The organism is Amphritea atlantica, from assembly GCA_024397875.1.
GTDB lineage: Bacteria > Pseudomonadota > Gammaproteobacteria > Pseudomonadales > Balneatricaceae > Amphritea > Amphritea atlantica_B.
On record CP073344.1, the window covers coordinates 4,026,205 to 4,051,519 of the forward strand.

The window sequence follows — 25,315 nt, forward strand, 5'->3', positions numbered from 1 at the left end:
GATCTGTTTTGCCGATAGATGGTTCAAGGAGAAATCATGAAAACGTTATTAAAGATTCTTGGTGGTCTGGTTGCCCTGCTACTGATAGTCGTCGTTGCAGGCGGAGTCCTGCTGGGGATCTTTTTTGATCCCAATGAATATAAACCTGAAATCAAAAAACTGGCGCTTGAGGAAGGCGGCATACAGCTGGAGATCGACGGCGATCTGGGCTGGTCAGTCTTCCCCTGGCTGGGAATCGAAATCAACCAGATCAAGGTCAGCTACCCCGGCAAGCCTCAGCTGGCAGAGCTGAATCAGGCTCAGGTATCGGTAGAACTCCCGGCACTGATGTCCGGCAACGTCAAGATGAGCAGTATTCTGCTGGACGGCCTGACCCTGAATCTTGAAAAGAACAAAGATGGCAGCACCAACTGGGCAGTCTCCGGTGCGGATCAGCAGGCCTCAGGCACCGTTGAAACCCCGATGCCTGACGCGGCTGAAGCCTCCGGGGGCGCAGCCATCGCACTGGATATTGAAAGCATCGCCATCAGCAACGGTAATATCAGTTACACCGATGCCAGCAGCGGTAGTAAAGTGCTGTTGAAAAATTTCACTATGACCTCCGGTAAAGTCACCACCGGCGCATTTTTTCCTGCCGAACTGAGTTTTCAGGCTGAGCAGTATCAGGCCGATCAGCAACAGATGACTGTCGATGCGGCCCTGAAAGCGGAGTTTTTCCTCGATCTGGCCAACCAGCAATACAAGATCAAAGGGCTGGAAAGCACGCTGGGACTGGGCGGCGCACCGTTCAACGGTAAAACCGTCAGCGTTAAGCTGAACACCGATATTGAAAGTGACCTGAATCAGGAGACGGCCACCCTGAAAGGGATGAGTCTCAGCGCGGCCAATGTCAGCGCCAATGGTGATATCACGGTTACCAGTTTCAGCAAACCGGTCATCAGCGGCACGCTAAACGTCGCAAAATTCAGCCTGCAGGAGCTGCTGGCCGCGCTGGGACAACCGGCTATCGAAACCACTGATCCGGAAGTACTGAAAGCGATCAGTTTCAATGCAGAGCTCGGCGGTGCCCCCAATACCCTGGGGCTGAACAAGATGAGTCTGATACTGGATGACACTCGCTTCAACGGCAGCTTTGCGATGAACCTGGCAACTGGTTCCATCGCTTTCAATCTGAAAGGCGATGAACTCAATGCAGACCGTTACCTGCCTCCGGCAAAAGAACAGACGGCGCAGACGGGTTCCGGCAGCGCAGCCAAATCCAGCGGTTATTCGAAAGAGCCAGTGGTGCCGGTGGAACTGCTTAAAGGGCTGGAGATGGACGTTGATCTGGGACTGAACAAGCTGTTGATCAACGGCCTCACCCTGAGCAACCTGGAACTGGATACCAGCGCTCACGGCGGTCTGGTCAATATGAGCAAGATCAACGCGGATATGTACAAAGGCACACTGCGTAACTCAGTGGTGATCGATGTGCGCAAAGCGACTCCCCGTTTCCATGTGAAGAAAAACATTAGCGGGATTCAGATCGGCGACCTGCTGCAAGATATGGCTGAGGTTGACCGCCTGACCGGCACCTTCAACACTCAGACCGATATCACCGCTCAGGGCGAATCAGTCCACGCCATCGTTAACAGCCTTAACGGTAACGCGAAGGTCACCATGCCCGATGGTACAGTCAAAGGGATCGATATCGCGCAGACCATCTGTCAGGGCTTCAACAACGTCGCCGCGCTGGGGGTTAATGCCGATCAGGTTGATCGCTCCACACCGTTTGCCGATCTCAGCAGTAACTTCAGATTCACTAACGGCGTGGTCAGCAACAACGACCTGATAACCAAGCTGGATGCGATTACGCTGCGCGGCAAAGGTAATGTCAGCCTGCCTGCACAGAATATGGATTACCGCCTGGGGCTGACCATTGAAGAAAACCTGTTCAAGCAGACCTGTGCCGTAAACAACAACCTGGAAGGGGTTGAATGGCCGGTTAACTGTAAAGGCAGTTTCGACACTGAGCCGGCTAAACTGTGCCGTCCGGATGCCAGCGTACTGAAAGAGCTGCTGAAACAGAAAGCTAAAAAGCAGCTGGAAGGCAAACTGATGGATAAACTCGGCGGCGGTGAAGGCAGTAAAACTGAAGATGCCAAGAAGCTTCTCAAAGGGTTATTTGGTAACTGACAGAGATGAGCCCTGAACAATTCGCCAACGCCGTGCTGGTCTGGTTTGACCGGCACGGCCGTCACGACCTGCCCTGGCAGGATAAGAAAACCGCCTACTTCACCTGGCTCTCAGAGATCATGCTGCAGCAGACTCAGGTGACCACGGTAATCCCCTATTTCGAACGCTTCCGGGAACAGTTTCCCACGGTGGAAGATCTGGCCGCTGCCGATCAGGATGAGGTGCTGCATCTGTGGACCGGGCTGGGCTACTACGCCCGCGCCCGTAACCTGCACAAGACCGCCAGAATCGTCAGCCACGATTACGGCGGACAGTTTCCTCAAAACGTTGAAGAACTGGAGCAACTGCCCGGTATTGGCCGCTCCACCGCGGGTGCAATTCTGTCGATCTCCACCGGTAAACGGGCGGCGATACTCGATGGCAATGTAAAACGGGTGCTGGCCCGTTACTATGCGATCGACGGCTGGCCCGGCACCACCGAAAATATAAAACAGCTGTGGCGCTACGCTGAACAGAACACGCCCCATGAGCGGGTGGCCGATTACACCCAGGCGATGATGGATATGGGGGCCACCCTCTGTACCCGCAGCAAACCCGCCTGCCTGCTCTGCCCGTTACAAACCGGCTGTCAGGCACACCAGCAGGGCCGCGAAAACCAACTACCGGAACCCCGACCGAAAAAAGTCATTCCGGTAAAACAGACCATGATGCTGCTGATCCGCAATGAGCAGGGACAGATACTGCTGCGCCAGCGTCCGCCAAGCGGAATCTGGGGCGGCCTGTGGAGTCTGCCGGAAACCTCCGACCTCAGGGATGCAGCAGAGGAAACCGGCCTGCCGGTCGATCCTGACAGCGCCTCACCACTGGCACCGGTACGGCACACCTTCAGCCACTTCCATCTGGATATTACCCCGGTACAGATCGCCCTGCTGAAAGGGGATCAGGAGCACGAGCGGAGCAAAGACCTTACAAACCGTGTCATGGAACAGCCCGCCACTCTCTGGTATAACTTGCACCAGCCACAAAAGGTCGGCCTCGCCGCCCCTGTGAAAAAATTACTGGGTAAGCTAAAAAGCTAAACCTCTGGTCTGAGCATGAAGCGCTCAGAGCAGCCCGGAATAACCTTGGAGAATGAGATGACCCGCACCGTAATGTGCCGTAAATACAAAGAGGAACTCGAAGGTCTGGACAAGCCCCCGTATCCGGGCGCCAAAGGCCAGGAGATCTTCAATACCATTTCGAAAAAAGCCTGGACCGAGTGGACCAACCACCAGACCATGCTTATCAACGAAAAACACCTGAGCATGATGGACCCTTCCACCCGCGAATTTCTGCAGCAAGAGATGCAAAAATTTATGGATGGCGAAGACTACGAGAAAGCCGAAGGTTACGTACCGCCGTCAAAATAAGCGGTTGAATATATTCGCAGAAGATCGACCTTATGGGAGCGGCGTTGGCATGCCCTCCGGGTACCCCGCCGCGATAAGGCAAAATCATCGCCACGGGGACGCGCCTGCCACACATGCAGTGGATAGTTTCCTGTTCTGGAGAGACTAACCGGACAGAATATTAAAAAAACTGTAAAGCTGTATTGACAGCGAGGTCTGAAATCAGTTTAATACGCACCTCCTGTTTGCCCGGATAGCTCAGTCGGTAGAGCAGAGGATTGAAAATCCTCGTGTCGGTGGTTCGATTCCGCCTCCGGGCACCACTTACTTCAAGCCTTGCAGTCAAATGCAGGGCTTTGTTGTTTCTGGGCTCTGGTCGTTCTCTGGTCGGGGCGACGTCAAACATCTTCTCATTGTCTCCTATTCTTTGCTGTAATTTACTATTACTCAATATTTGTTATTCCCCTCCAGCATCAATTTTTTCACTTTGCTTCAAAGCACTTCTCACATCTTGTTGTACAACTGATACGCACATCATTACTTAGTTGCCCCCAAATTCTGTGGATAACCCTGTTCGCAAGATGAGTATGACCTGCATTTTGATTGAACCAGCTTGTATATGGGCTTATCGATCAATTTATGCTCACAGATAATTGCTTCCCTTAACAAGTACATCCTGTAGCCTAAAAAACTGAGAAGAGGCAATATAGCCCCTTCTCATTTCTTGCTTTTAATTATCAGATCGATAAGACATCTCGTACTCAATTGCTTGCAGAATGCAGGTATTAAATAGGTGTAACCCTTGGTTAGATATAGCCGTTAGATCTATCCCATTTCCGTTATTCTCGCACTGAAGCTGTTTTAACAGTGACATTGCTGCCTGAATGTTGATTTGAGTTTCACCAATCCCATCCCCAATTAAAGGATTTCTGAAGTAGTTCTGATCTTGTGCTGATGTAGTCATTCATTAGCCCTTGGAATTCTTGGAGTAGAAGGAAGTATATGTACTGCCTTGCTTAGCAAGGCTAAGGAACATGCGAATAAGTCCCTACTTTTAGCCTATTCCGCTGAAAAACAAAATTAGCACCTGAATCGCGCGATTACTGGTAATTTTTTACCGTCTGCATGCTCAAATCCCAGCACGCAGACGGATTTGTCCTACACTCGCATCATCTGATCCACACGAGCAATGTTGGCCAACGCAAATAGCATTGCCAGTTTGCTATCGTTCTTCATCAGCCCACGGTAACGAGCCTTGGTAAAACCGAATTGATGAGATGGTCTTCCCCCGACTTACAACAATCGCACCTTGCTGGGGATTTCAGCAATCTGCCAGTCGGCCTTCGTTGCTTTGAGTTCTTCGCGCTTCTCAGCGCCACGATAACCACTGTCAGCGAAAATAAATTCTTCTTTGCCATGAAGAAGGTGTTCGGCTTGGTTGAGATCATGCTCATTAGCGGCAGTCGTCGTGAAGCTATGTGTCAGTCCTGTTCTGGCATCAACACCGATATGAGCTTTTAGTCGGGTAAGGACAGTGTGTTACCACACCATCCTCCCCTAAGAACCGTACTTGAGAGTCACCCCTCATACGGCTCAAGCCTCTCAACAGCCTTAATATGACCGAGCATCACTACGGAAAAACCGATCGATGACGGCGCTCCAGGTAAGCGTTCCATGTCGGATTATAGGGATTCACTGCACTACGTATTTTAATGTGCCTTACGATCAGAACTGTCGCTGCTGAAAACAGCCGCAACCGTTGGCTTATGCCATTAACCCGATCATCAGACGCAAACACCCAGTGTCTTGTCCCTTCGACATGGAAGTATTTTTTCTTTACCCATTTCCCTAGAGAGGTGATCTCGGCGTGATCATAGCTGGAGCAACCTCAACCACATCCATCCCCACCAGGTTCAGCCCCTGCAAGCCACGAACCACCTTCAGGGCGCAGTCCATATTCATCCCACCGGCAACCGGCGTTCCAGGGGACATTGGGGGGTTAGTGTGAAATTTCACTAAGCCCCCCCTAATTGGTGCTGCATGCCTTTTTCATTAATGGCTTATCTCTGTGGGCTCGGTGGTGAATCTTCGCAGAGAAACGAGCTGAAGTGCGTTGCACCACAGAGGGCACAGAGAACACTGAGGGGATCAGCTATCTAAGGTAGGTAGGGAAGGCAGATGAGGGCAGTGTAAAAAATCACATCTGGACACCCCAACTGGCCTGACCTAAAGGCTTTAACCAGAATAAAACTCCGGGAAGATTGCATTATCCCTTGGATGGCTGCCGGGGCTGACGCGGATCTCTTCCGGGTTGACGTGGGATCGGTGCCGGGTTGACGTGGGATCGGTGCCGGGTCGAGGATCCCTGATAGCATCGTCGCCCAACCACCGCAGCCTCGTCCGGAACCGGCCAACTAGCTGAGTCTGGACGACTGCAGCCGTGTACTGGAGGTTGCCAATCCACTCGCCGATTCTGAACGCTTAACGTTCGACCCTAAATCCTTACCGTCGGACGCTTCCTGTCGACCATATTCAGCAATTTTCGGCCGGACGCTTCTCTCTGTAGATGTATTTGGTTAATTCAGGTCGCTGGCGGCCGTTTGAATTTTTTCCCGCACCCAGCGGTGCAGAGGGTCATTATCCAACGCCCGATGCCACTGCAGGTGTTCTCGCATCGCCGGCAACTTGACCGGTGTCGGCAGCAGGCGGATAGGAAGGTATTGGGCGTAATAGCGGGCCAACCGCTGGTGCATGGTGGCAATGCGCTGAGTACCCACCACCAGTTGCGGCAGGGTATTGAAGTCGCTGGTGATGACCTCGATGCGCCGCTTGACGTCGTATTGCTTGATCAGCCAGTCTTCAATACTCAATTTCAGGCTGCTGCCAAAGCCCACGGTCACGTGACCCATGTCCATATACTGCTCGAAGGTCATCTGCTCACCCACCAGTGTGTTGTCCTTCCAGACCACGCACACATGCTCTTCGACGAACAGTAGTTCCGAGGGGTGGCCATCCACCGTATAGCGTTCGGGAACGATCAGGAAATCCGCCTCACCACGCTCCAGCAGGTTCTCCGTCTGGTGGAAGAAGCTGAGTACCTCGAAGGTCAGGTGGGGAGCTTCCTGCTGTAGGGTCCGGAACACATCGCAAAGCAGCACAGTGATGGCGAAATCGGCGCTGACGATGCGTAAATGACGTTTGCTGGTCGATGGATCGAAGGAATGCTTGGTGATAATGCTGGCGCGGATTTTCAGCATGATCTCACGGACCGGTTCGCGTAACTCCTGTGCATAAGGCGTGGGCTGCATTTTCCGACCGACCTGCACCAGCAGTTCGTCGTTAAAAAAGCTGCGCAAACGCCGCAAGACCCCACTGGTGGCGGATTGCGTCATATTCAAACGTTCTGCGGCCCGGGTGATATGACACTCTTCCAGCAGTACGTCCAGGGCTACCAGCAAATTCAGATCGAGGTGTTCAAAACGCATAACGGGGTTTTCTCCCAGTGTATGGAACAGTGACAAGTCGGCCATACAATCATCATTTTTAGCAATACATTCTCTTTTATCTATCAACCTGTCAACTAGTACACGTCCGGACAATATGTTCCTGGACAACGGCTGACTAAGCGTCTCGCCCACTTCCAAGGTATTGCGATTCTCGATACATACCATCGCTATAAGTGATTTTTAAACATGCTTTTTTCGACGTAGTCTGTTCTGAGGTGCCGGAGAGCACCGGCAGTAACAATATACACCGCCTGCTGGCAGGAGCCTGCTGACGAGAAAGGTTACCGATAATGAAACTAGCCACCCTGAAGAACAATACGCCAGATGGCCGCCTGGTCCTGGTATCGAAAGACCTGGCACGGGTTGCAGACGTGTCTCACCTGGCGCCCACCCTACAATACGCCATCGAGCACTGGCCGAGTCTTGAGTCGGCCCTGCAGGACGTCGACCGGGCGCTGAATAACGGCTCGCTGGATACGGCGCTGCCCTTTGATCCCTCGGCAGCAGCAGCGCCCCTGCCGCGCACCTGGCAGTGGCTGGATGGCTCCTGTTTTTTGAGCCACGGTGAGCTGATGCAGCAGGCATTTCAGTTGGAGCCGATCGACGATATGGAGCGGATTCCTTTGGTTTATCAGGGGGCGGGAGACGACTTTCTGGGTCCCTGTGACGATGTCGTGCTGCCCGGTGATGAATATGGCATCGACTTCGAGGGTGAGTTCGGAGTGATCGTCGATGAAGTGCCTATGGGAACAACGGCAGAACAAGCTCTCGACCATGTGCGCCTGATAACCCTGCTGAACGACGTCAGCCTCCGCGCTTTGGGCCCTCGCGAGATGAAAACCGGTTTTGGTTTCGTCCAGGCCAAGCCGACCACCAGTTTTGCCGCAGTCGCCGTGACGCCCGATGAACTGGGCGATGCCTGGCGTGATGGCCGCATTCATCTGCCACTGAATGTCAGTTGGAACGGAGAGTGGTTTGGCCACCCCCACGCTGGCGCCATGAACTTTGGCTTTCATGAACTGATTGCCCACGTCGCTATGAACCGACGCCTGAGCGCGGGCACTGTGATCGGTTCCGGCACCGTTTCCAATCACGATCGCAGTGTCGGCTCGGCCTGCATCTCCGAGCGCCGTGCCATCGAAATGATCGACTTTGGAGAGATCCGTACCGGTTTTATGCGCTTTGGTGATCGTGTCCGTATCAGCACCACTCTCCCCGACGGGAGTGAGTTGTTTGGCGCCATCGATCAACGGGTAGTAGCCCCGCCGGCCACATAGCACCGGCCGCTAACGGACTAACACCATAATAAGAAGAGAACACTTATGAACCTCAACAAACGCAAGCTGATTGATCTGTCCGTCACCCTGGACAACAACCCACACACCGATCCCCCTCCACTGTTGCCGCAGATTGAGTATGTAGACCATCAACAGGGCTGGCCGGATTTGGCCGCCATGTTTCCGGGCCTGAAACTTGAGGATCTGCCTGGCAAGGAGGCCTGGGCGGCCGAGCGGCTGCAGATCACCACCCACAGCGGCACCCATATGGATGCCCCCTGGCACTATGCATCCACCACCGATGAGGCCACAACTGATGGCGGCAAGCCGGCCTACGGTATTGATGAGCTGCCCCTTGAATGGTGTCTGCAGCCGGGGGTGAAGCTCGACTTTCGCCACCTGCCCGATGGCCATGTGGTGAGCGCGGCAGAAGTGGAAGCTGAACTGGCGCGTATTAATCATGATCTGCAAGCGCTCGACATCGTGCTGGTGAATACCCGTGCCGGCGCCATCTTCGGTGAGCCCGGCTATTTGGGTGCCGGCGTGGGTATGGGGCGGGAAGCGACCCTGTACCTGCTGGAGCGTGGTGTGCGCGTGGTCGGCACTGATGCCTGGAGCTGGGATGCGCCCTTCTCCTTTACCCGGGAGCGCTTCGCCCAAAGCGGCGATGCCTCGATTGTCTGGGAGGGTCATAAGGCCGGTCGCGATATCGGTTACGGCCAGATGGAAAAACTGACCAACCTGGAAAGTCTGCCGGATCACGGTTTCCTGGTGTCCTGCTTCCCTTACAAGATCAAACACGCCTCCGCGGGTTTTGTGCGCGCGGTTGCAATCATTGAAGACAAATAGCTGAAGACGAATGACTGATTGAGGACTTCTTATGTTCAAGTATTTTCCGACCAACTATGTCTGGAACCTGTCGGTCGGCCTGGCCATCGAAATGGGCGCCCGCATGGGCGAAATCGAAGCGATGTGCGGGCCTCTGCAGGAAGCGGCGAAACAGCCGGATGCCGAAGGTACCCGGGCTTTTCGTGATACCTGGGGCAAGATGGCAAACAAGCTGTGCGCGCTGGCGGAGGAAGATGAATCCCGCGGCCGTCTGTTGTCCGCTGGCGAGAAATACTCCCGTGCCGGCATCTATCTGACGACCTGCGAGCGTCTGCAGGCCCACGGTGCACCCGGGCGCCTGGAACTTTACCAGGAATCCCTGGCGCTGTTTCAGAAAGGTGTGGCGCTGTCCGGCGAAGCCTGTGAACGGGTGGAAATTCCCTATGAGGGCAAACACCTGTCGGCACTTTATGTCCCGGCGGAAGGGGTTGAGGGGCCCGCGCCAATTCTCGTGCAGGTGAATGGCCTGGATTCCACCAAAGAGCTGGCCTATCGCGTTGGCATGCCCAAATGGCTGGCGAAACGCGGTGTCGCCTCTCTGGTCCTGGATCAGCCTGGCACCGGCGAGGCCCTGCGTCTGCAGGGCTTCACGGCCCGCTATGATAGCGAGCACTGGGCCAGCCGCGTGGTGGACTGGCTGGAAACCCGCGATGATGTGGACAGCAAACGCATCGGTATGGAAGGCGTGTCGCTGGGGGGGTACTACTGCCCGCGCGCGGTGGCCTTTGAGCCGCGCTTTGCCTGTGGAGTGATCCTCGGCGCCAATCACGACTGGCGCGATGTGCAACAGCGTCGCCTGGAGAAAGAGGGCGACTTCCCGGTTCCGCATTACTGGGAGCACGTCTGCTGGGTGTGGGGGGCGCGGGATATCGATGAGTTTATGGTGATTGCCGAAAACGTTCATCTCGACGGCGTGGTCGAGAAGATCAAAGTGCCCTTCCTGGTCACCCACGGCGAGAAGGACAGCCAGATACCCCTGAAATGGGCCCACCGAACTTACGATCAATTGGTTAACAGTCCGAATCGTGAGCTGAAAATTTTCACCGATCGCGAGGGTGGTGTACAGCACGCTGCCTTTGATAACGCCATTAACCCCGGGCACTACATTGCCGATTGGGTCGCCGAAGTTTTGGGCGGACACACAGCCAGCTGAATAAGTAAAATAAGAGGAAACTATATGAATATTATTGGACCTGACGCACTGCTCTTTGGCGTCGACGATATCGAGGCCAGTGCTCAGTACCTGACCGACTACGGCCTGGAACCGGTCGGCAACGGCCGCTTTGAAGCCCTGGACGGTACGGCAGTGATGATCACCGCCAAGGATGATCCCGCGTTGCCGGCACCGCTTGAAACCGGTGCTATGTTACGCAAAACCGTCTACGGTGTTGCCGACCAGGCGACGCTGGAGGCCATCGTCGATGAGCTGGGCAAGGACCGCGAAGTCAAGCGGCTGCAGGACGGCTCCCTCGAAGTCACCGATGACCTCGGTTTTGTACTGGGCTTCCAGATCACCGTGCGCAAACCCCTGTCCCTCCCGGCGGAAGCGGTTAATGCTCCGGGTGCGCCTCCGCAGCGGCCGGTAAATGTCGTCGGTATTGAGGACGGTGCGCAACCCAGGCCGCGTACCCTGTCTCACGTGGTGTACTTCCTTCCGGATGCCGCCAGAGCTGAAGCGTTTTATACCGGGCGTCTGGGCTTTATCGTTAGTGATCGTTTTACCGGTGTGGGCGCTTTCATGCGCCCGGCGGGTAGCCAGGATCACCACACGCTGTTCTTCATCCAGACCCCGCCGCATATGCAGGGCTGTGAGCACTTTACTTTCCATATGGGCGGGCCGACGGAGCTGATGCAGGCGGGTACCAACATGGTCAGCAAGGGTAACCAGAGTTTCTGGGGACCGGGCCGACACCTGTTTGGTTCCAACTGGTTCTGGTATTTCAAAAGCCCCTTCGGTTGCAATATGGAATATGACGCGGACATGGATCTACATGATGAGCAATGGACGCCTCGCGAAGCCTTCCTCAGCGCTGACGCTACGCAGGCCTTCTTGCTGCAGCCCCGCGAGAAGTGGGCACCTATGGGGCCGCCGCCGAAGATGGGTGAATAAAATCGCTGCTTATTCCGAGGGTGGTGCTATGTCCGGCACAGTAAAATTATGCACCATGGACGAGCTTCCCGAGCGGGGTGCCCGGGGCTTTGATCCCGGGCAGCAGGGGCGTGACACGGTATTCGTGGTGCGCCGGGAGGGATCGGTGTACGCCTATCGTGATATCTGTCCCCACTTAGGCAATACGACACTGCCCTGGCGCAAGGACGCCTACCTCGACGGGAAGGGAGAGACTATCGTGTGCGCTGCCCATGGTGCTCACTTTGAAATAACCACTGGCCTGTGTACATCGGGCCCCTGCCTGGGTGAATCACTTGTCCGGGTACCGCTTTGGGTCAGCGAGGACGGTGAGGTCCTGGCAACGCTTGAAGCAAACAATAATAGAGATGAAAACCCATGAGTAAATCCGTGAGTAAGGTACTGATTATCGGCGGTGGCTTTTCCGGCATGTCCGCGGCTATCCAGTTACGTAAACAAAACATTGAAACCCACCTGTTGGAGGTCGATCCCAACTGGGGCCCTGATGGCACCGGTATCAGTCTGGGTGGCGCGACTTTACGCGCCTTGAGGACGCTGGGAATACTGGAGCAATTTCTGCAGCAGGGCAGCGCTCAGGATGGGGTAGAGATTACCGCGCCCAACGGCCACCTGATTGAAACCATACCCACCCCCCGTATCGCGGGGCCTGATGTTCCCGGCAACAGTGCGATTATGCGCCCGGTACTGGCGCGTATCATGGCCGACAAGGTGGTGGCATCCGGTACTCAGGTGCGTCTGGGGCAAACCTACGAGTTCATCGAACCCGACACGGATGGCGTCACCGTGACCCTTACCGATGGCAGCAGCGATCGTTACGATTTGGTGATCGTCGCCGATGGTGTTTACTCCAAAACCCGGGAGTGGCTGTTTCCCTATGCACCAAAGCCGCAGTACTCCGGCCAGGGTGTTTGGCGGGCGGTAGTGCCGCGTCCCGTCGAGGGAAACACGCTTAAGATGTGGGTAGGACCGCACCTGAAGCTGGGTTTGAACCCGGTGTCCGGGGATCAAGCGTACCTGTTCCTGACCGAAAACAGCGAGCAGCGCCAGCACATTCCGGAAAATGAACAGGCCGTCCGATTAAAAGAGCTATTAGTGAACAACTTTACCGCGCCCAAGGTGCACGAACTAGCGGAGCAGATGATCGAGGACTCTGTCGTCTACCGCCCGCTGGACGGACTGTTGATGCCGCGTCCCTGGTATCGCGGTCGGGTCGTGCTGATTGGCGACACCGTGCATGCCACCACGCCCCACCTGGCTTCGGGGGCCGGTATCGGCATCGAGGGTGGCATTATCCTGGCTGAGGAGCTGGAGCGACATGAGACCGCGGAAGAGGCCTTCGAAGCTTACCAGAATCGCCATTGGGCGCGTGCCAGTATGGTGGTCAATAACTCGGGTCGTTTGGGCCAAATCGAAATTGAGGGCGGCGACAAAGTCGAGCACGCTAATATCATGCGCGAGTCCACCATCGCCCTGGCGCAACCCATTTGAGCAACCCGCTTGCGGGCAGGATGTGTCGCCAGATTTGATTTATGTAACTAGGTCGGGGTTTGGACATCCCCGACAAAAATAGAAGGAAGCTTTGATTGCAGTCCCCTGTGAGGCAAACGACCGGAGTGTCGTTTGACTGCGCAGGACGAACAAACAACTACAAAAACAACAAAGGTTGGGATTGAAATGTTCACAATAAAAACAAAAGTGTTACCGATAATCTTGATTCTATGCGGTCTGTGGGGGATTCCCCTGTCGGCCAGTGCCACCGAAAACGGCGCGCCGACAACAGCGATGGGCCTCTATGGGTTTGGCGCGGGCATGCTGCCTCCGGTCACCGAATACGGTACCTTTGGCGTGCGGTTGGCGGATTACGACAGTAACCGCGTTATGGATGGTAATGGGGATAAGGAGAACAATGATTTTTCATTGAATGTGAAGGCCTTGACGCTGGCCTATATCCGCATGACGGACAAAACCATTCTGGGTGGCCAGTATGGGTTCGGATTCGCGGCGCCGTTCTTCAAGATGGACTCCGAACTCGAAATTTTTGCCGGCGGCATGTCGGTTTTTCAGGATGAGGCACAGGTTTTCCGCCAGGCCGACCTGCTGTTCCAGCCTCTGATGGTGCAATGGCACCCATCGGAAAACCTGTCTATTAATGGCCAGTTCCAGATTCTGGTGCCCATCGGTGATTATGACAAAGACCGGATGGTTTCCCCGGGGTTGAATCACTGGGCGTACTCCCCGATCATCAGTTTGACCTATATCACCGACTCCGGGTTCGAAGTTTCGTCCACCTCTGAACTGGATGTGAGTACCCGAAACAAGGCCACCGGGTATCGCAACGGCATCGAATATCGCAACGAATTTGCCGTTGGTCAGCACGTCGGGCCTTGGACCCTGGGGGTGGGCGGCTACTATTACGACCAGTTGACCGACGATAGCGGCCCCGGTTCAGATGACGGCAATCGTGCCCGGGTCCTGGCCCTGGGGCCGTCGCTACAATTCTTCCGCCGGGGTCTTCCACCGGTATGGTTTCACGCCTACAAGGAATTCGATGCCCATAACCGTAGCGAGGGTTACAACATCTCCGTTCGCGTGGCCATGAGCTTCTGACATTGATAATACTTTGAAAGCCATACCTCTCATCTCCTGATCGTGCGGGAGGCTAAACCGCCTAGACGGTCCGGGGAAGAGCCAATCATTACAAATGAAGAGGTGCATGATGACATCAGCAACAGCATTGCCCTGGCGCAAAGGGAAACGAGTGGCTATTATCGGCGCTGGTCCGGGGCGTCTCTGCGGCGCTGGCGTTGCATAGCCAGGGTTACGATGTTCGTCTCTATGAGAAGAGCCCGGAGCCCAAACCACTGGGTGGCGGTGTCCTGCTAAGTTCGCCGGTGCTGGCGATACTACGCGACTATGGCGTTGATCTGAACAATTTCGGCTCCTATACCTATACAGAATTTCGCAACAATCGCGGTCGGGTGCGGACCTGTGTGCCCTCCAATCCACGGGTTGAAGAGGCCTTCGGGCTCAAAGGCTGGCACTACGGCATGCTGCGCGCCAATGCCTTCGCCCGGATGATGGAGTGCCTGCCGGAAGGCATCCTCGTGGCCAATCACGCGTTTCAGTCCTACCGCGAGAGCAGCGATGATATCCAGATCTTATTCACCAATGGCGACTCGGTGAAAACGGATATTCTGGTGGGTGCTGATGGTATTCGCTCGGGCGTATCCAGCCAGGCCTTTGGCGAACCGGATCTATTTCATGTCGGCCTGCGGGTTTGGCTGGCCTGGTGCGATGCGGAGAGTCTTGAGGGTATTCCCCCGCACACCGCTGCGGTTACCCACTCGAACAAATATCAGGCCAGTTTCTTTCCTATGCTGCACGACGGCAAACCGGGCTATGAATGGTGGATAGTCGAGCCGGTGAAGGAAAATGCGCCGGAACCGAAAGACGTTAAAGCGTATGTTAAAAATATACTGAAAGACTGGGCGGATCCCTTACCTCGTTTCCCGGATGTTACCGATTTCAGCAAGCAGATTTTCTACTGGGATATTTACAACCGCCCGTCACTCAAACAATGGAGTCGCGGTCGGGTGGTGTGCCTGGGAGACGCAGTACATCCGGTATCCCCCTATGCGGCCTACGGCATGGGCATGGCGATCGAAGACGGGTATTTCCTGGGTAAAGCCATGGGCCAACAGGATTTGAGGAATGGCGCTTCCGTCACCCAGGGCTTTGCGGCATTCGAAGCAGAGCGGGTTGATTACGTGAATCACCATGTGGAATTTGCCCGCAAGCTGGGCAATATCTTCCACAATTTTCCCTCGCCCCTGGCCAGACTCAGGGACCTGGTGTTTGACCACACCGGATTTCTGGAAAAGATGATCACACGGGACTATCTCAAAGATCAGGAGGCGATGAGTCTGTCTCTGCATGAACTACATGTTAAACCGGCATCTAATTAAAGCTGGCCTGCTTTAGGGGAGATACTGGAGCCGTTTGTCGGCATTGTCCGGGGGAAAAGATCGCTGCCGGACTCGCCGATAATCGCTGACGGCGGAGAACCACACAAACACTCAATACCGTTGAGAAGAGAAAACGGGACCGGTTTTATTTCCCCTGATGCCTGACCCTGCACTTAGGGCCAGTCAAAGAGATCAAAGCACAATGTTCTAATGAGTTTCGCCAGGTTGCAGAATATCACACTTAGTCCCAACCACCCTGTAAACGCTTATGCCCGATAAAACTCCGGGAAAATTGCATTATCGCCTGGATGACTACCGGGGCTAACACGCACCTCTGCCGGGTTTACACTAGGGTCGGTGCCAGGTCTTGGGTCCCAGATAGCATCGTCGCCCAACCAGCGGGTTGAAAATGCTATACGGTCCTGCGTGGTTGACTGATTACCGGGGGAACCATGAAGAGTCCAGGCCGAGAACAGCAGGGCGTCACCCGGCTGAAGGTCGAAGCCGATAATATCGAAGTTTTCACGGGCAGCTTCAATATCGGGGCAGGGAATGCCCTCTCCGGTGCCGGTCCAGGCATTGGCCTTTTCACCCGAGGCACCAAAGGCTTCAGGCAGGTAAAACACATCGTCACTATGGGAGCCTCTGACGAACTCCAGACCGCTACCGGTCACCGTTACCGGCGTCAGGGCCAGCCAGATCGAGGCGATCTGTTTACCCCTGAACGGCCAGTAGGGGACATCCTGATGCCAGGGTGTCGGTGTGGTTGTTTCTGCTTTTTTGATCAGCAGATGATCAAAATAAAAGCGCGCGGTCTGGCTCTGCATCGCCTGGGCAACCAGCCGGGCACAGCCTGAGTTCTTGGCATATTGATACACCAGATCATTTGTGCGCCACAGGTAGCGGTCGGTGAACATGCGCCCCTTATCGGCCCCTGGGTTAGCGTCATTACACAGTTCTCCGGGATTTTCCAGCTGGTGTCTGCCAAAAGCCGTCAGCTTCTCTATCCACTCAGGGTCAACAGCATTACGCACATAGACAACGCCGTCCTGCTGATACTGGCGGATCTCATCTTCTGTCAAATTTCTCTGGGTCATATCGGTTGCCTTTTATATTTATTGTTGACCCGACTATAGCGCTATCAATAGTATTGATTAAGTCGATAATTTTGATATCTATTATGGAAAAATTTGATTACAGCGCACTGAGCTTCAAAAGCCTCAAGACACTCAAGCTGATCTATGAACTGGGTTCCCTGACGGCTGCGGCAATTGAGCTGGGGCAGAATCAACCAACCGTGAGCTACACCCTGGATCAGCTGCGTGAAGCACTGCACGACCCTCTGTTTGTACGCTCGGGCCGGGGCGTGGCACCCACCAGCCGCTGTCAGCAGATCATGCCGGAGGTTGAGAATCTGCTCAGAGGGATGTCTGATCTGTTTCAGCCGGAGGAGTTTGAGCCCACCAATGCAACGTTAGATATGACACTCTCCTGTAACCAGTATGAACTGCAGGTGATCGCGCCGCGCCTGGTGCAAAGATTAAACCGGTTAGCCCCCAATATCCGGCTGACATTTATTCAGTCGCATCTCAAGGGTCATCAACAACTACAGCGCGGTCAGTGTGACCTGCTGCTTTCACCGGTACTACATGATTACGAAGCACTCTATCAACGCGTGCTGTTTGAGGATCGCTATGTCTGCCTGATGTCCGCAGAACATCCGTTAGCCAGTCAGCAGATCGAACTCGATGATTATATACAGGCCAGGCACTTAGAGATTCATTATGAAGGTGGGTGGAAACCTCTCTATCTGAACACTCCGGAACTTCAGGGGGCGAACCTGAATGTCGGACTGCGCCTGCCCGGTGTAACCGGCTTCATCCCGACCATCGCCAGTAGCGATCTGATTATGACACTGCCCGAACGTCTGGCACGACTGATTGGCGGGCCGATGCTGATTAAAGACCCGCCCTTTGTCAGCCGGTTTGAACTGTGCCTCTACTGGAACAAAATGACCCACCAATCGAAGGCCCATCAATGGTTGCGTGAGCAGATCATCGAGACCTGCACTGAGCTTGATAACCCGCCTTAACCAACCGGATAGAACACCGGAATCAGGAAGCTCAGGGATAACCACATAATTAACGTTAGCGGGATTCCGACTTTCAGAAAGTCATTAAAGGTATACCCCCCGACGGTCATGACCAGCAGATTGGTCTTATAAGCCATTGGCGTGGCATAGCTCATATTGGCACCAAACAATACCGCCAGCACAAAAGGCTCTGGCGGCATGCCAAGTTGATTGGCTATGCCTATCGCAATGGGTGTACCGATCACGGCGGCAGCGTTGTTAGAGACGATATTGGTCATTATCGCCATCAGTAACATTAAGCCACTCAGTTGCATAGTCACCGACAGATCCGCTGTCAGATAAACAAAGCCTGCGGCCATCGCATCGGCGGCACCAGTCTCAAGCATTGCAAATCCCAGGGCTAATGATGCTGCAACGATCAGGATAATCTGGGCATTTACGGCTTCGGCCATATCTTTCCAGCCGAGGCAGTTTGTCAGTGCCAATAGCAACACACCACAGACGGCACTAATGGCAATGGGTAAAATGCCGAGTGCTGAAATAGCAACCACCGCGACCATGATCATCAATGCCAACGGTGCTTTTTCGGTATGGGGAATATGAGACGTGGCATCGAGTACTAAAATCTTGCCTTGCTGTTTAAGCTCTGCAATTGTTTCACTTGCCCCCTGTACCAGCAATACGTCACCCAGCTGCAACTGTGCATTGTCTATATCCGCCACAGCCTGAGGGCTCTGTGGACCGGCACGATGCAGAGCCAGAACCACCAGCTGATACCTATCAGCAAAACGCGTTTTTGCAACCGAAGTGTTAAGCAGTGGAGAGCCTTGCGCAATGATAATTTCCGCTAACTGCTGGCCTTCTGCCTGCAGGGGATGATCCTCATCTATTTTGGTATCACTGCTATATAGATCAGCATCCAGAAGCTTTTCATAGGACTTCAGGTTTTCCGGACTATCACTCACCAGCAGTTGATCTCCCGACCTCAGGGTTAATTGCCGGGAAGGCAGGGTCAGCGCATCGCTGCCGGCTCTCTTTACGTATTTGACAGCAAGCAGTTGATCCGTCTTTTCAATGACCTCTTCGACAGTTTTACCATCCGATATACCATCCTGATTAATATGCAGTGCAGCAGAAAAAATTCGCGGCGACGCATCTCCAAGCGCTGACACCCTATCAGGTAACATTTTCGGTGCCACCAGCCATAGATACATAATTGCCAACATGCTGCTTAGTAGCACTGGCATCACAAATTCAAACATGGAAAAGGGGTTCATACCCATACTGACAGCCACAGAGACCACCAGCAGATTGGTCGATGTGCCAATGGTGGTTCCCATACCGCCTATCAGGGTGGCGAAGCCCATCGGCATAAGAATGCGTGATGCCGATGTTTTAGTCCGCAACGAGACACTGATGAGAATAGGCAGCAGTAAGATGACAATTGGCACGTTATTAACAAACGCACTCAATGCCGCCCCAACGATCAGCGTCAACAAGAAGGACAGCTTCGGCGACACCTCCCATAAACGGGTCAGCGCTCTGCCAACAGGCTCAAGCGCGCCGGTTCTGGCCAACGCATGCCCTATTATCATCAGCGCAGTAACAGCGATTAATGCTTCATGCCCAAACCCGGAAAAGAAATCTACCGCGTGAATGGTCTTGCCATCTGACGTATAGGGAAAGAGCTGAAAACCAGTAGCCAGAGCGGCCAGCACAAACAGACTGGAGGATTCCAGCGGTAACCAGTCCCGCGTGAAAAGAAATAGTGCCAGGGCTGTGAGCAATAAAACGGCAACGGCATGAGTATTCAATACTATTTCAGCGGGCATCATTATATACGCTACTCAGTCGGTAAAGGCGTCTGTGCAGTGTAGCAAAGTCAGTAGGGGAAACTATATAGGAATCAATAGGATCAGAGTAATTGGTATTTAATGTCAGTAAAGAACTTCACTAAACCAGTTTTCATTCACCTCTTTCTCCCATCACTCTATCTCTGTGTCCTCGGTGCTCTGTGTGGCGAGGCTGCCCCTATCTAAGCGCGATAATACTCAGGGAAGATAGCATTATCCGCTGGATGGCTGCCTGGCTTAACACGGACATCTTCCGGATCTGGGGTCCCAGATTGCATCGTCACCCAACCAGCGAGTTGAGAACGCTATACGACCTTGAGTGGTTACGCGAGCAGATAGCCGAGGTCTGTAGCGAACTGGATAGTCCGGAGTCGGTGCCTGCGCAGTAACGAACGTCTGAATTAACCTCTCAGTATCAGACCTCAGATAAATGCATGCTTAAGACGGTACAGGACTTAAAAAACTGAGATGGCTTATCCCGCGTCTTGTTGATGTTGCTGGCGGTAGTTACTGGGGGAGAGCCCTAATTCCTTATTAAATAACCGGCGCAATGAACTTTGGCTACTATAACCGACCCTCTCCACGATCTGTTCGATGCTGAGGCTGGTTGTTTCCAATAGCAACTTAGTCTGTTCCAACCGAATGCGCTGATGATAGTCAGATAGGTTAATACCGTTCGCTTTTTTAAACCGGCGCGACAGCGTTCTCAAACTGACCGAATGCATCTTTGCCAACTCTTCCATATTCAGTTTCTGAGAAATATCTCTTTGTAATTGACTCTCAACCGCCAGAACCAGACTATCTTGATGGTCCGTTTGCTCCTGTATAAACAGATAGGGTGATGCATAGTTTTGAGATGCGTCTATTAGCATAGTCCTCGCGGCACTCTGGGCTAGCTGCCTTCCCACTTGCTGCTCGACAATCGTCAGCATAACGCTCAGGTTTGCGGTCATCGAGCCGGTGCAGTATGTACCTTCATTTTTCACAAGTAGCTGATCAGCTCGATGTTTAACTCCGGAATAACGACTACGAAAGAGTCCGCCAAGCCACCAGGCTGTCGTTGCTTCTTTTCCTTCCAACCCCCCGGTTTCAGCCAATAGAAAAACCCCACTGCAATTGGCGGCGATCACTGTTTTCTGCTGCACTCTGCGTTGCAACCAGTGTCTCTCTTTGTCTAGAGATTTGAGGTTTTTAAGTAGCGATTTTGCATCCAAGTGATGAATACCTGGCACCACAATTAAGTCCGCCGGAGGCGCGTCTTCCAGGGAAGAATCGACCATCAAACGCATGCCATTTGAACAGGTCACAGGCTCTCCTGTAAGCGACACCAACCGACAATTGTACAGATCGGTGTCTGCTCCGCGCTGCTGCTTCCATATCGTATTGGTAACATTAAACACATCAAAGGGAGAACACAGACCAGAGGCCTGGCATCCATCAAATGCTAATCCAAGTATTTGGTACATATTGTCCTAATTCGCGCGCTAATTGGCAGCTTTATGTCTCATTTTTGTCGATAGTGATCGATAGACTAACCTACGAGTTATTTAAAATGAAGCCAAAAGGTGATCAAAAATGAGCCAACTCCCAATAAGTCGCTATCCTGTCCCCGATCTGGATTCTTTACCCGCAGATATTCTTTCTCGTATCTTAGCGGTGCAGGAGAAAGCACGTTTTATTCCCAATGTCTTTTTAACCCTCGCCCATCGCCCTGAAGAATTTAGAGCGTTCTTTGCCTATCACGATGCCATTATGGAGCGCGAAGGAAGCACTCTTAGTCCGACTGAAAAAGAGATGATAGTCGTTGCCACCAGCGCTGCGAATGGCTGCCAATACTGCGTTGTGGCACATGGGGCTCTGCTCCGCGTTTTCTCTAAAGAACCCCAGCTAGCCGATCAGATAGCGGTAAACTATCTCCATGCCCCCATCAGCGAAAAACAAAAAGCTATGCTGGCATTTGCTCTTAAGCTGTCACGGACTCCGGAATTAGTCGCACAATCCGATTATGATCAGCTCAAGAGCCACGGCTATGATGATGAGGATATTTTAGACATGGCAGGCGTTACGGCGTTCTTCGGATTATCAAATAGAATGGCTATCGTTACTAACATGCAGGCCAACAGTGAATTCTACACGATGGCACGAGAGCCAAAGTCCTAATCTGCCTTATTAAAAACAAGCACATGGATGTGTTAATAGGATCTTCTGGGGCAGGCCTTACCTTGCGCATACAGACTTAAAAAACAGAATTTTTTAGATTCTGAGCCATTCACTTTTCCAACGCTTGCAGCTTTTTGATATAAGCCTCCTGTGAAGCCAGGTTTAACTGGTCTACCTGACCCTGTATCTGCATTTTTACGTTTGCCTTTGCCTCTGCTGAATAAAGACGAAGTCGTTAAAAATCAGTCTGCGCCACAGCATTGCCCTGCTGTCTGGATCGGTGGGCAGGGGACTGTGCCAAACGAACAGTAGACACAACAGTCTCCGGCTTTGGGTTTTAACAGCGAATGGCAGGCTTCGCACTCATAGAAATACTGGCACGCGTTGGTGGGCATCGTCTCTGTTTTTTCATGACCACATACGGGGCAGGTAATCCTGGACTGAGGCATAATGTCAGCCATACTCACCTCCTGAAGTTTTCTCCGATACTACTGTTATCTATAGCACATGCGGCCAGGAGAGAGATTAATCATCGGCAATGACTGAATGAGAACTCACCAGAGTCAACATCAGACGGCTATTCAGGCTCGCTGGTCAGAGCCCGGTAATCAAGCAGTTGCATCCGTTTCGCCAGTCAGCGCATGAGGGTTACTTGGCCACGGAAGCCGGCGGGCTGATCAGGCTCAGCATTTCATGCCACGGCAAGGGGAGTGAAAGATAGTAGCCCTGTACCCAGTCACAACCAATCTCTTGCAGGTATTCAAGCTGCTCTTTTGTCTCAACGCCTTCAGCAACGACTCGCAGCCCGTAAAGTTCGGCCAGATCCTCAATGATCCTGACCATCTTATGGCGTGCCACATCGACTGAAAACAGGTCGTTGACAAATGACCGGTCAATTTTAAGACAATCCGCAGGGTAGTTTATTAACTGACTGAAGGCGGTAAAGCCGGTACCAAAATCATCCAGAGCCAGTGAGATGCCAAGATTCCGGAGCTCACTTAGTATTGTCCGACTCTTAATATCGTCCAGGACAAAAGCGGTTTCTGTAATCTCGAATTCAATCAGGCAGGGATCGACTCCATGGCTATCAATGATTTCTTTTACCTTCGCCGGGAACAACTCATTACACAGTTCCACACCGGAAATATTGATACAAAACTTACCCATGAAACCCGTTGCAGCCTGGAGCTCAACCAGACGAGCCATGGCGTTATCAATCACCCACAGATCGATCTCTTTAATCAGGTTGGTCTTCTCAGCAATCGGGATAAAACGATCCGGGCCAATGCCGAGGCGCTGCAGGTTTTCCGCCCGCACAAGCACTTCCAGACCGACAATTTCAAGTGTCTGGCAATCGAACATCGGCATATAAACCAGAGAAAAGTAATTCTGCTGCAGAGAGACCCTCAGGGCCCGCTCAATCAGATCCTGATCCCGCAACTCCCGCGCCTGCTCATCTGAAAAATACTCTAAGCGATTCCGGCCGTTACCTTTCGCCTGATACATTGCCAGATCTGCACAATGGATCAGATCTCCTGCTGTGGTTGCATTTTCAGGAAATAAGGCGATGCCAATACTGGCATATACCGAATGACTGATACTCTCAACAGGCAGACCACTGTCAAACACCTGCAGGATCTGCAGCGCCACTTCTCTGGCCCTGTCAGCATGCTGCGGGTCCTTCACTATCACCACGAACTCATCACCCGCCATGCGGCCAAGCTCAACCTGAAAAGACTGGTTAAACGCCTCAGCCAATTGCCGGAGGCTGTTACTAAAGGCTCTTAATAACTTATCCCCCATATCGTGGCCATAGTTATCGTTTACCTTTTTAAAGTTATCCAGATCGATATAGAGCAAGGCTATATGCTGATCTTTCTTTTTTGCTTTCAGCAATAATGTGTCAAGGCGCTGTTTTACATTCCAGCGATTGGGTAAACCGGTCAGCCGGTCAAAAAAAGCCATTTTATGCATATCAGCATCATGCATCTGCACCAGCATCGTCTGGGCACGCTCCTCTGAATGCAGCGTTGCCAGACAGATCAGATAGAGAGCGGTCAGCGTAAACTCTATGCGCAACGCTTCCGTGAGCGAATAGCTGGTCAGTAAAAGTTCTGACAAAGGGGTTAAAAGCAGCGCACTACAGGCCACCAGAAAAGCACCATACAAAAAAACCGCTGGCCAGAACCGGTTAATAAATATATTGATCGCCAGAATCGGATAGATCCAGAATACCCCGGTATTTTCTCGCCCCCCCGTGATCAGAAGCGTCAGCGACAACACAACGCAGACCGTATTTATGACGATGACGGCAAACTTAATATTGTTATTGCGGAACAGAAGAAACAGGGCAAGATAACCTGCTGCCGTACAGCCCAGCAGGATCGTCCCCAGCAGATAAAGCTGATCAATCCATGATAGCGTGCCGAAAGCCAATAGAAAGGTCGTGCCAATAGCCAGCAGTAATTTGCATAGGAGAATATATCTGTCACTGCGGACAGACTGGATCTCATCACTGCTTTTCGTGCTATATCTCATCTATATGATCCAAATTACTTCTCGCAGACACCGATATGTACAACTCACTGGTCAGTCTACTCTCAGATAATAGAGCCCCCTCCTTAGCTCGCTCAGCGGTTTCTTTTGATAAACGCTGTCACTATATCGAAACATTTAGCCAATAGCAGGCTGCAACGGCACCCGGCCATCTCATTATGGTGAACCATAGAGTGAATTTTTTACTCGGTGCCAGAACTCTTTTCAGCTATGTTAAGTTTATCAATATAGGCCTGCATGGACGCCAGATTCAGCTGGTCTACCTGACTCTGGATCTGCAGCTTAACATTCGCTTTTGCCTCGCTGGAGTAGAGCCGGTAGAGGACAAAATTAACACCCAGCGATAGTACAAACAGCAGTATCATAACGATAACCGCATCCAGATTCAGCTCAAACTTTTTCACCTTACGATCTCCCGCTAAGCAACACTCAAAACCAATCCGCAAACAGTAACACAGGGCTTATCGCCGGTGATATTGGTTGAGTTATTTTTTACCCGCGTTGTTGTAACCCTGGTGACACGCGCTGTTTTCTGTACTGCGCCGGGCTGACGCCGAACTGCTCCCGGAACATGTAAATAAAAGGGGAAGGAGAGCTGTAGCCAAGCTCCAGGGCAATTGCAGTGATGCTCTGCCCCGTATTCAACAGCTCGATCGCCTGCATCAGGCGCAACTGCAGACGCCACTGCTTCAGTGACATACCGGTTTCCCGGCGAAAACGGCGATCCAGTGTGCGCAACGAAGCCGCCAGCCCAGCAGCCAGTTGTTCCGACGTTTCACGACTGTCAGACTGTTTGTAAAGGCGGTTACACAGGTCAATCAGGTCTTCGCTAACCGGCCAGGGCAGGTATCGGTCATTCCGCGGCAGGCGGCTCAGTGTCTGCAACAGCAACTGCACCAGATCGTTTTCATAGCCCTGTACCGGATACTCGACCTCAAACTCCGCCGCCGTCAGTATCAGCTCCCGGAACAGCGGGGATACCTGTAATACTGCCGCCTTTTCTGATGTCAGCCCCTTATAGTCTGGATCAAGGTAGAGGCTTTTCAGGTCTGCACCATACTCGGTAAAAACGCTGTGCTGACAGCCACGGGGCAACCAGATCGCCTGCTCGGGAGGAATAAAATAGCGCTCGCCGATGAGATCGACTACCAGCACCCCGGAAACCGCGTATAGCAGCTGATGCCAGTCATGCTGATGTAGCGGGAAAAAATGCCCCGCAGGCATCGTTTGCTGACGCACATACAGCTCACGGGGCAGAGACTGCATCGTTAAAAGGCTGAGTTCGCGGGCTGTATCCGTTGTCATG

21 protein-coding genes, 1 tRNA gene and 2 pseudogenes are annotated in these 25,315 nt (G+C 53.0%); 14 read left to right on the forward strand and 10 right to left on the reverse strand.

Annotated elements, in window-relative coordinates:
- Positions 1-36 precede the first annotated feature (36 nt).
- From KDX31_18550 to KDX31_18565, 4 genes are all read left to right on the forward strand, one after another.
- Complete coding sequence (locus KDX31_18550; GenBank protein UTW03292.1) at positions 37-2,175, forward strand: AsmA family protein; 2,139 nt, start codon at positions 37-39, stop codon at positions 2,173-2,175.
- 5 nt (positions 2,176-2,180) lie between these two features.
- The gene (mutY, locus tag KDX31_18555) at positions 2,181-3,254 is read left to right on the forward strand and encodes an A/G-specific adenine glycosylase (protein UTW03293.1); all 1,074 of its coding nucleotides are present in this window, start codon (positions 2,181-2,183) and stop codon (positions 3,252-3,254) included.
- A gap of 57 nt (positions 3,255-3,311) precedes the next feature.
- A complete protein-coding gene (locus KDX31_18560; GenBank protein UTW03294.1) occupies positions 3,312-3,584 on the forward strand; it encodes an oxidative damage protection protein in 273 nt (90 codons plus the stop codon).
- 226 nt (positions 3,585-3,810) lie between these two features.
- A tRNA-Phe gene (locus tag KDX31_18565) sits at positions 3,811-3,886 on the forward strand.
- A gap of 835 nt (positions 3,887-4,721) precedes the next feature.
- Here KDX31_18565 and KDX31_18570 read toward each other — a convergent pair.
- From KDX31_18570 to KDX31_18580, 3 genes and pseudogenes are all read right to left on the reverse strand, one after another.
- A pseudogene (locus KDX31_18570) lies at positions 4,722-5,084 on the reverse strand (transposase).
- Between the two features lie 328 nt (positions 5,085-5,412).
- Positions 5,413-5,564 (reverse strand): annotated as a pseudogene (locus KDX31_18575) (arginase family protein).
- A gap of 575 nt (positions 5,565-6,139) precedes the next feature.
- Positions 6,140-7,048 carry a LysR family transcriptional regulator gene (locus tag KDX31_18580; protein ID UTW03295.1) on the reverse strand — a complete coding sequence of 303 codons (909 nt, stop codon included), beginning with the start codon at positions 7,046-7,048 and terminating at the stop codon, positions 6,140-6,142.
- A gap of 311 nt (positions 7,049-7,359) precedes the next feature.
- Here KDX31_18580 and KDX31_18585 point away from each other — a divergent pair, with 311 nt between their 5' ends.
- The 8 genes from KDX31_18585 to KDX31_18620 all read left to right on the forward strand — a co-directional run bounded on the left by KDX31_18585 (position 7,360) and on the right by KDX31_18620 (position 15,348).
- Positions 7,360-8,346 carry a fumarylacetoacetate hydrolase family protein gene (locus KDX31_18585; GenBank protein UTW03296.1) on the forward strand — a complete coding sequence of 329 codons (987 nt, stop codon included), beginning with the start codon at positions 7,360-7,362 and terminating at the stop codon, positions 8,344-8,346.
- 45 nt (positions 8,347-8,391) lie between these two features.
- Positions 8,392-9,195, forward strand: a complete 804-nt coding sequence (locus KDX31_18590) for a cyclase family protein (protein ID UTW03297.1) — start codon at positions 8,392-8,394, stop codon at positions 9,193-9,195.
- Between the two features lie 31 nt (positions 9,196-9,226).
- On the forward strand, positions 9,227-10,387 hold the full coding sequence (locus tag KDX31_18595) for a prolyl oligopeptidase family serine peptidase (protein ID UTW03298.1): 1,161 nt from the start codon (positions 9,227-9,229) through the stop codon (positions 10,385-10,387).
- A 24-nt stretch (positions 10,388-10,411) separates the two neighbouring features.
- On the forward strand, positions 10,412-11,344 hold the full coding sequence (locus KDX31_18600; protein ID UTW03299.1) for a VOC family protein: 933 nt from the start codon (positions 10,412-10,414) through the stop codon (positions 11,342-11,344).
- 28 nt (positions 11,345-11,372) lie between these two features.
- Positions 11,373-11,744 carry a Rieske (2Fe-2S) protein gene (locus tag KDX31_18605; protein UTW03300.1) on the forward strand — a complete coding sequence of 124 codons (372 nt, stop codon included), beginning with the start codon at positions 11,373-11,375 and terminating at the stop codon, positions 11,742-11,744.
- A complete protein-coding gene (locus KDX31_18610; GenBank protein ID UTW03301.1) occupies positions 11,741-12,871 on the forward strand; it encodes an FAD-dependent oxidoreductase in 1,131 nt (376 codons plus the stop codon). The genes KDX31_18605 and KDX31_18610 overlap by 4 nt, the downstream gene beginning before the upstream one ends.
- Positions 12,872-13,057: 186 nt before the next feature.
- Positions 13,058-13,990: a transporter gene (locus KDX31_18615; GenBank protein UTW05452.1), complete on the forward strand. Its 933-nt coding sequence runs from the start codon at positions 13,058-13,060 to the stop codon at positions 13,988-13,990.
- 197 nt (positions 13,991-14,187) lie between these two features.
- Entirely contained in the window at positions 14,188-15,348 is a 1,161-nt protein-coding gene (locus tag KDX31_18620) for an FAD-dependent monooxygenase (GenBank protein ID UTW03302.1), read from the forward strand.
- Positions 15,349-15,614: 266 nt separating this feature from the next.
- Here KDX31_18620 and KDX31_18625 read toward each other — a convergent pair whose 3' ends face one another.
- A complete protein-coding gene (locus KDX31_18625; protein UTW03303.1) occupies positions 15,615-16,445 on the reverse strand; it encodes a phytanoyl-CoA dioxygenase family protein in 831 nt (276 codons plus the stop codon).
- Between the two features lie 83 nt (positions 16,446-16,528).
- Here KDX31_18625 and KDX31_18630 point away from each other — a divergent pair, with 83 nt between their 5' ends.
- Complete coding sequence (locus KDX31_18630; protein ID UTW03304.1) at positions 16,529-17,440, forward strand: LysR family transcriptional regulator; 912 nt, start codon at positions 16,529-16,531, stop codon at positions 17,438-17,440.
- Here KDX31_18630 and KDX31_18635 read toward each other — a convergent pair.
- Complete coding sequence (locus KDX31_18635; GenBank protein ID UTW03305.1) at positions 17,437-19,275, reverse strand: SLC13 family permease; 1,839 nt, start codon at positions 19,273-19,275, stop codon at positions 17,437-17,439. The two genes, KDX31_18630 and KDX31_18635, sit on opposite strands and share 4 nt — an antisense overlap.
- 491 nt (positions 19,276-19,766) lie before the next feature.
- Positions 19,767-20,759, reverse strand: coding sequence for a helix-turn-helix domain-containing protein (locus KDX31_18640; protein UTW03306.1), 993 nt, complete (start codon positions 20,757-20,759; stop codon positions 19,767-19,769).
- Between the two features lie 109 nt (positions 20,760-20,868).
- On the opposite strand from KDX31_18640, the gene KDX31_18645 reads away from it, so the two are divergent.
- Positions 20,869-21,453: a peroxidase-related enzyme gene (locus KDX31_18645; protein UTW03307.1), complete on the forward strand. Its 585-nt coding sequence runs from the start codon at positions 20,869-20,871 to the stop codon at positions 21,451-21,453.
- Positions 21,454-21,695: 242 nt separating this feature from the next.
- Here KDX31_18645 and KDX31_18650 read toward each other — a convergent pair whose 3' ends face one another.
- The 4 genes from KDX31_18650 to KDX31_18665 form a co-directional block, all read right to left on the reverse strand.
- Positions 21,696-21,914 (reverse strand): hypothetical protein, encoded by a 219-nt coding sequence (locus KDX31_18650; protein ID UTW03308.1) that lies wholly within the window; start codon positions 21,912-21,914, stop codon positions 21,696-21,698.
- Between the two features lie 187 nt (positions 21,915-22,101).
- On the reverse strand, positions 22,102-23,991 hold the full coding sequence (locus KDX31_18655) for an EAL domain-containing protein (protein ID UTW03309.1): 1,890 nt from the start codon (positions 23,989-23,991) through the stop codon (positions 22,102-22,104).
- Positions 23,992-24,191: 200 nt separating this feature from the next.
- Positions 24,192-24,413, reverse strand: coding sequence for a hypothetical protein (locus tag KDX31_18660; protein UTW03310.1), 222 nt, complete (start codon positions 24,411-24,413; stop codon positions 24,192-24,194).
- A gap of 88 nt (positions 24,414-24,501) precedes the next feature.
- Entirely contained in the window at positions 24,502-25,314 is an 813-nt protein-coding gene (locus tag KDX31_18665; GenBank protein UTW03311.1) for a helix-turn-helix transcriptional regulator, read from the reverse strand.
- Between the last annotated feature and the right edge of the window lies 1 nt (position 25,315).

Coding starts and splice junctions, on each gene's coding strand:
- KDX31_18550 (UTW03292.1), top strand. CDS start 37: ATGAAAACGTTATTAAAGATTCTTGGTGGTCTGGTTGCCCTGCTACTG.
- mutY (UTW03293.1), top strand. CDS start 2,181: ATGAGCCCTGAACAATTCGCCAACGCCGTGCTGGTCTGGTTTGACCGG.
- KDX31_18560 (UTW03294.1), top strand. CDS start 3,312: ATGACCCGCACCGTAATGTGCCGTAAATACAAAGAGGAACTCGAAGGT.
- KDX31_18580 (UTW03295.1), bottom strand. CDS start 7,048: ATGCGTTTTGAACACCTCGATCTGAATTTGCTGGTAGCCCTGGACGTA.
- KDX31_18585 (UTW03296.1), top strand. CDS start 7,360: ATGAAACTAGCCACCCTGAAGAACAATACGCCAGATGGCCGCCTGGTC.
- KDX31_18590 (UTW03297.1), top strand. CDS start 8,392: ATGAACCTCAACAAACGCAAGCTGATTGATCTGTCCGTCACCCTGGAC.
- KDX31_18595 (UTW03298.1), top strand. CDS start 9,227: ATGTTCAAGTATTTTCCGACCAACTATGTCTGGAACCTGTCGGTCGGC.
- KDX31_18600 (UTW03299.1), top strand. CDS start 10,412: ATGAATATTATTGGACCTGACGCACTGCTCTTTGGCGTCGACGATATC.
- KDX31_18605 (UTW03300.1), top strand. CDS start 11,373: ATGTCCGGCACAGTAAAATTATGCACCATGGACGAGCTTCCCGAGCGG.
- KDX31_18610 (UTW03301.1), top strand. CDS start 11,741: ATGAGTAAATCCGTGAGTAAGGTACTGATTATCGGCGGTGGCTTTTCC.
- KDX31_18615 (UTW05452.1), top strand. CDS start 13,058: ATGTTCACAATAAAAACAAAAGTGTTACCGATAATCTTGATTCTATGC.
- KDX31_18625 (UTW03303.1), bottom strand. CDS start 16,445: ATGACCCAGAGAAATTTGACAGAAGATGAGATCCGCCAGTATCAGCAG.
- KDX31_18630 (UTW03304.1), top strand. CDS start 16,529: ATGGAAAAATTTGATTACAGCGCACTGAGCTTCAAAAGCCTCAAGACA.
- KDX31_18635 (UTW03305.1), bottom strand. CDS start 19,275: ATGATGCCCGCTGAAATAGTATTGAATACTCATGCCGTTGCCGTTTTA.
- KDX31_18640 (UTW03306.1), bottom strand. CDS start 20,759: ATGTACCAAATACTTGGATTAGCATTTGATGGATGCCAGGCCTCTGGT.
- KDX31_18645 (UTW03307.1), top strand. CDS start 20,869: ATGAGCCAACTCCCAATAAGTCGCTATCCTGTCCCCGATCTGGATTCT.
- KDX31_18650 (UTW03308.1), bottom strand. CDS start 21,914: ATGGCTGACATTATGCCTCAGTCCAGGATTACCTGCCCCGTATGTGGT.
- KDX31_18655 (UTW03309.1), bottom strand. CDS start 23,991: ATGAGATATAGCACGAAAAGCAGTGATGAGATCCAGTCTGTCCGCAGT.
- KDX31_18665 (UTW03311.1), bottom strand. CDS start 25,314: ATGACAACGGATACAGCCCGCGAACTCAGCCTTTTAACGATGCAGTCT.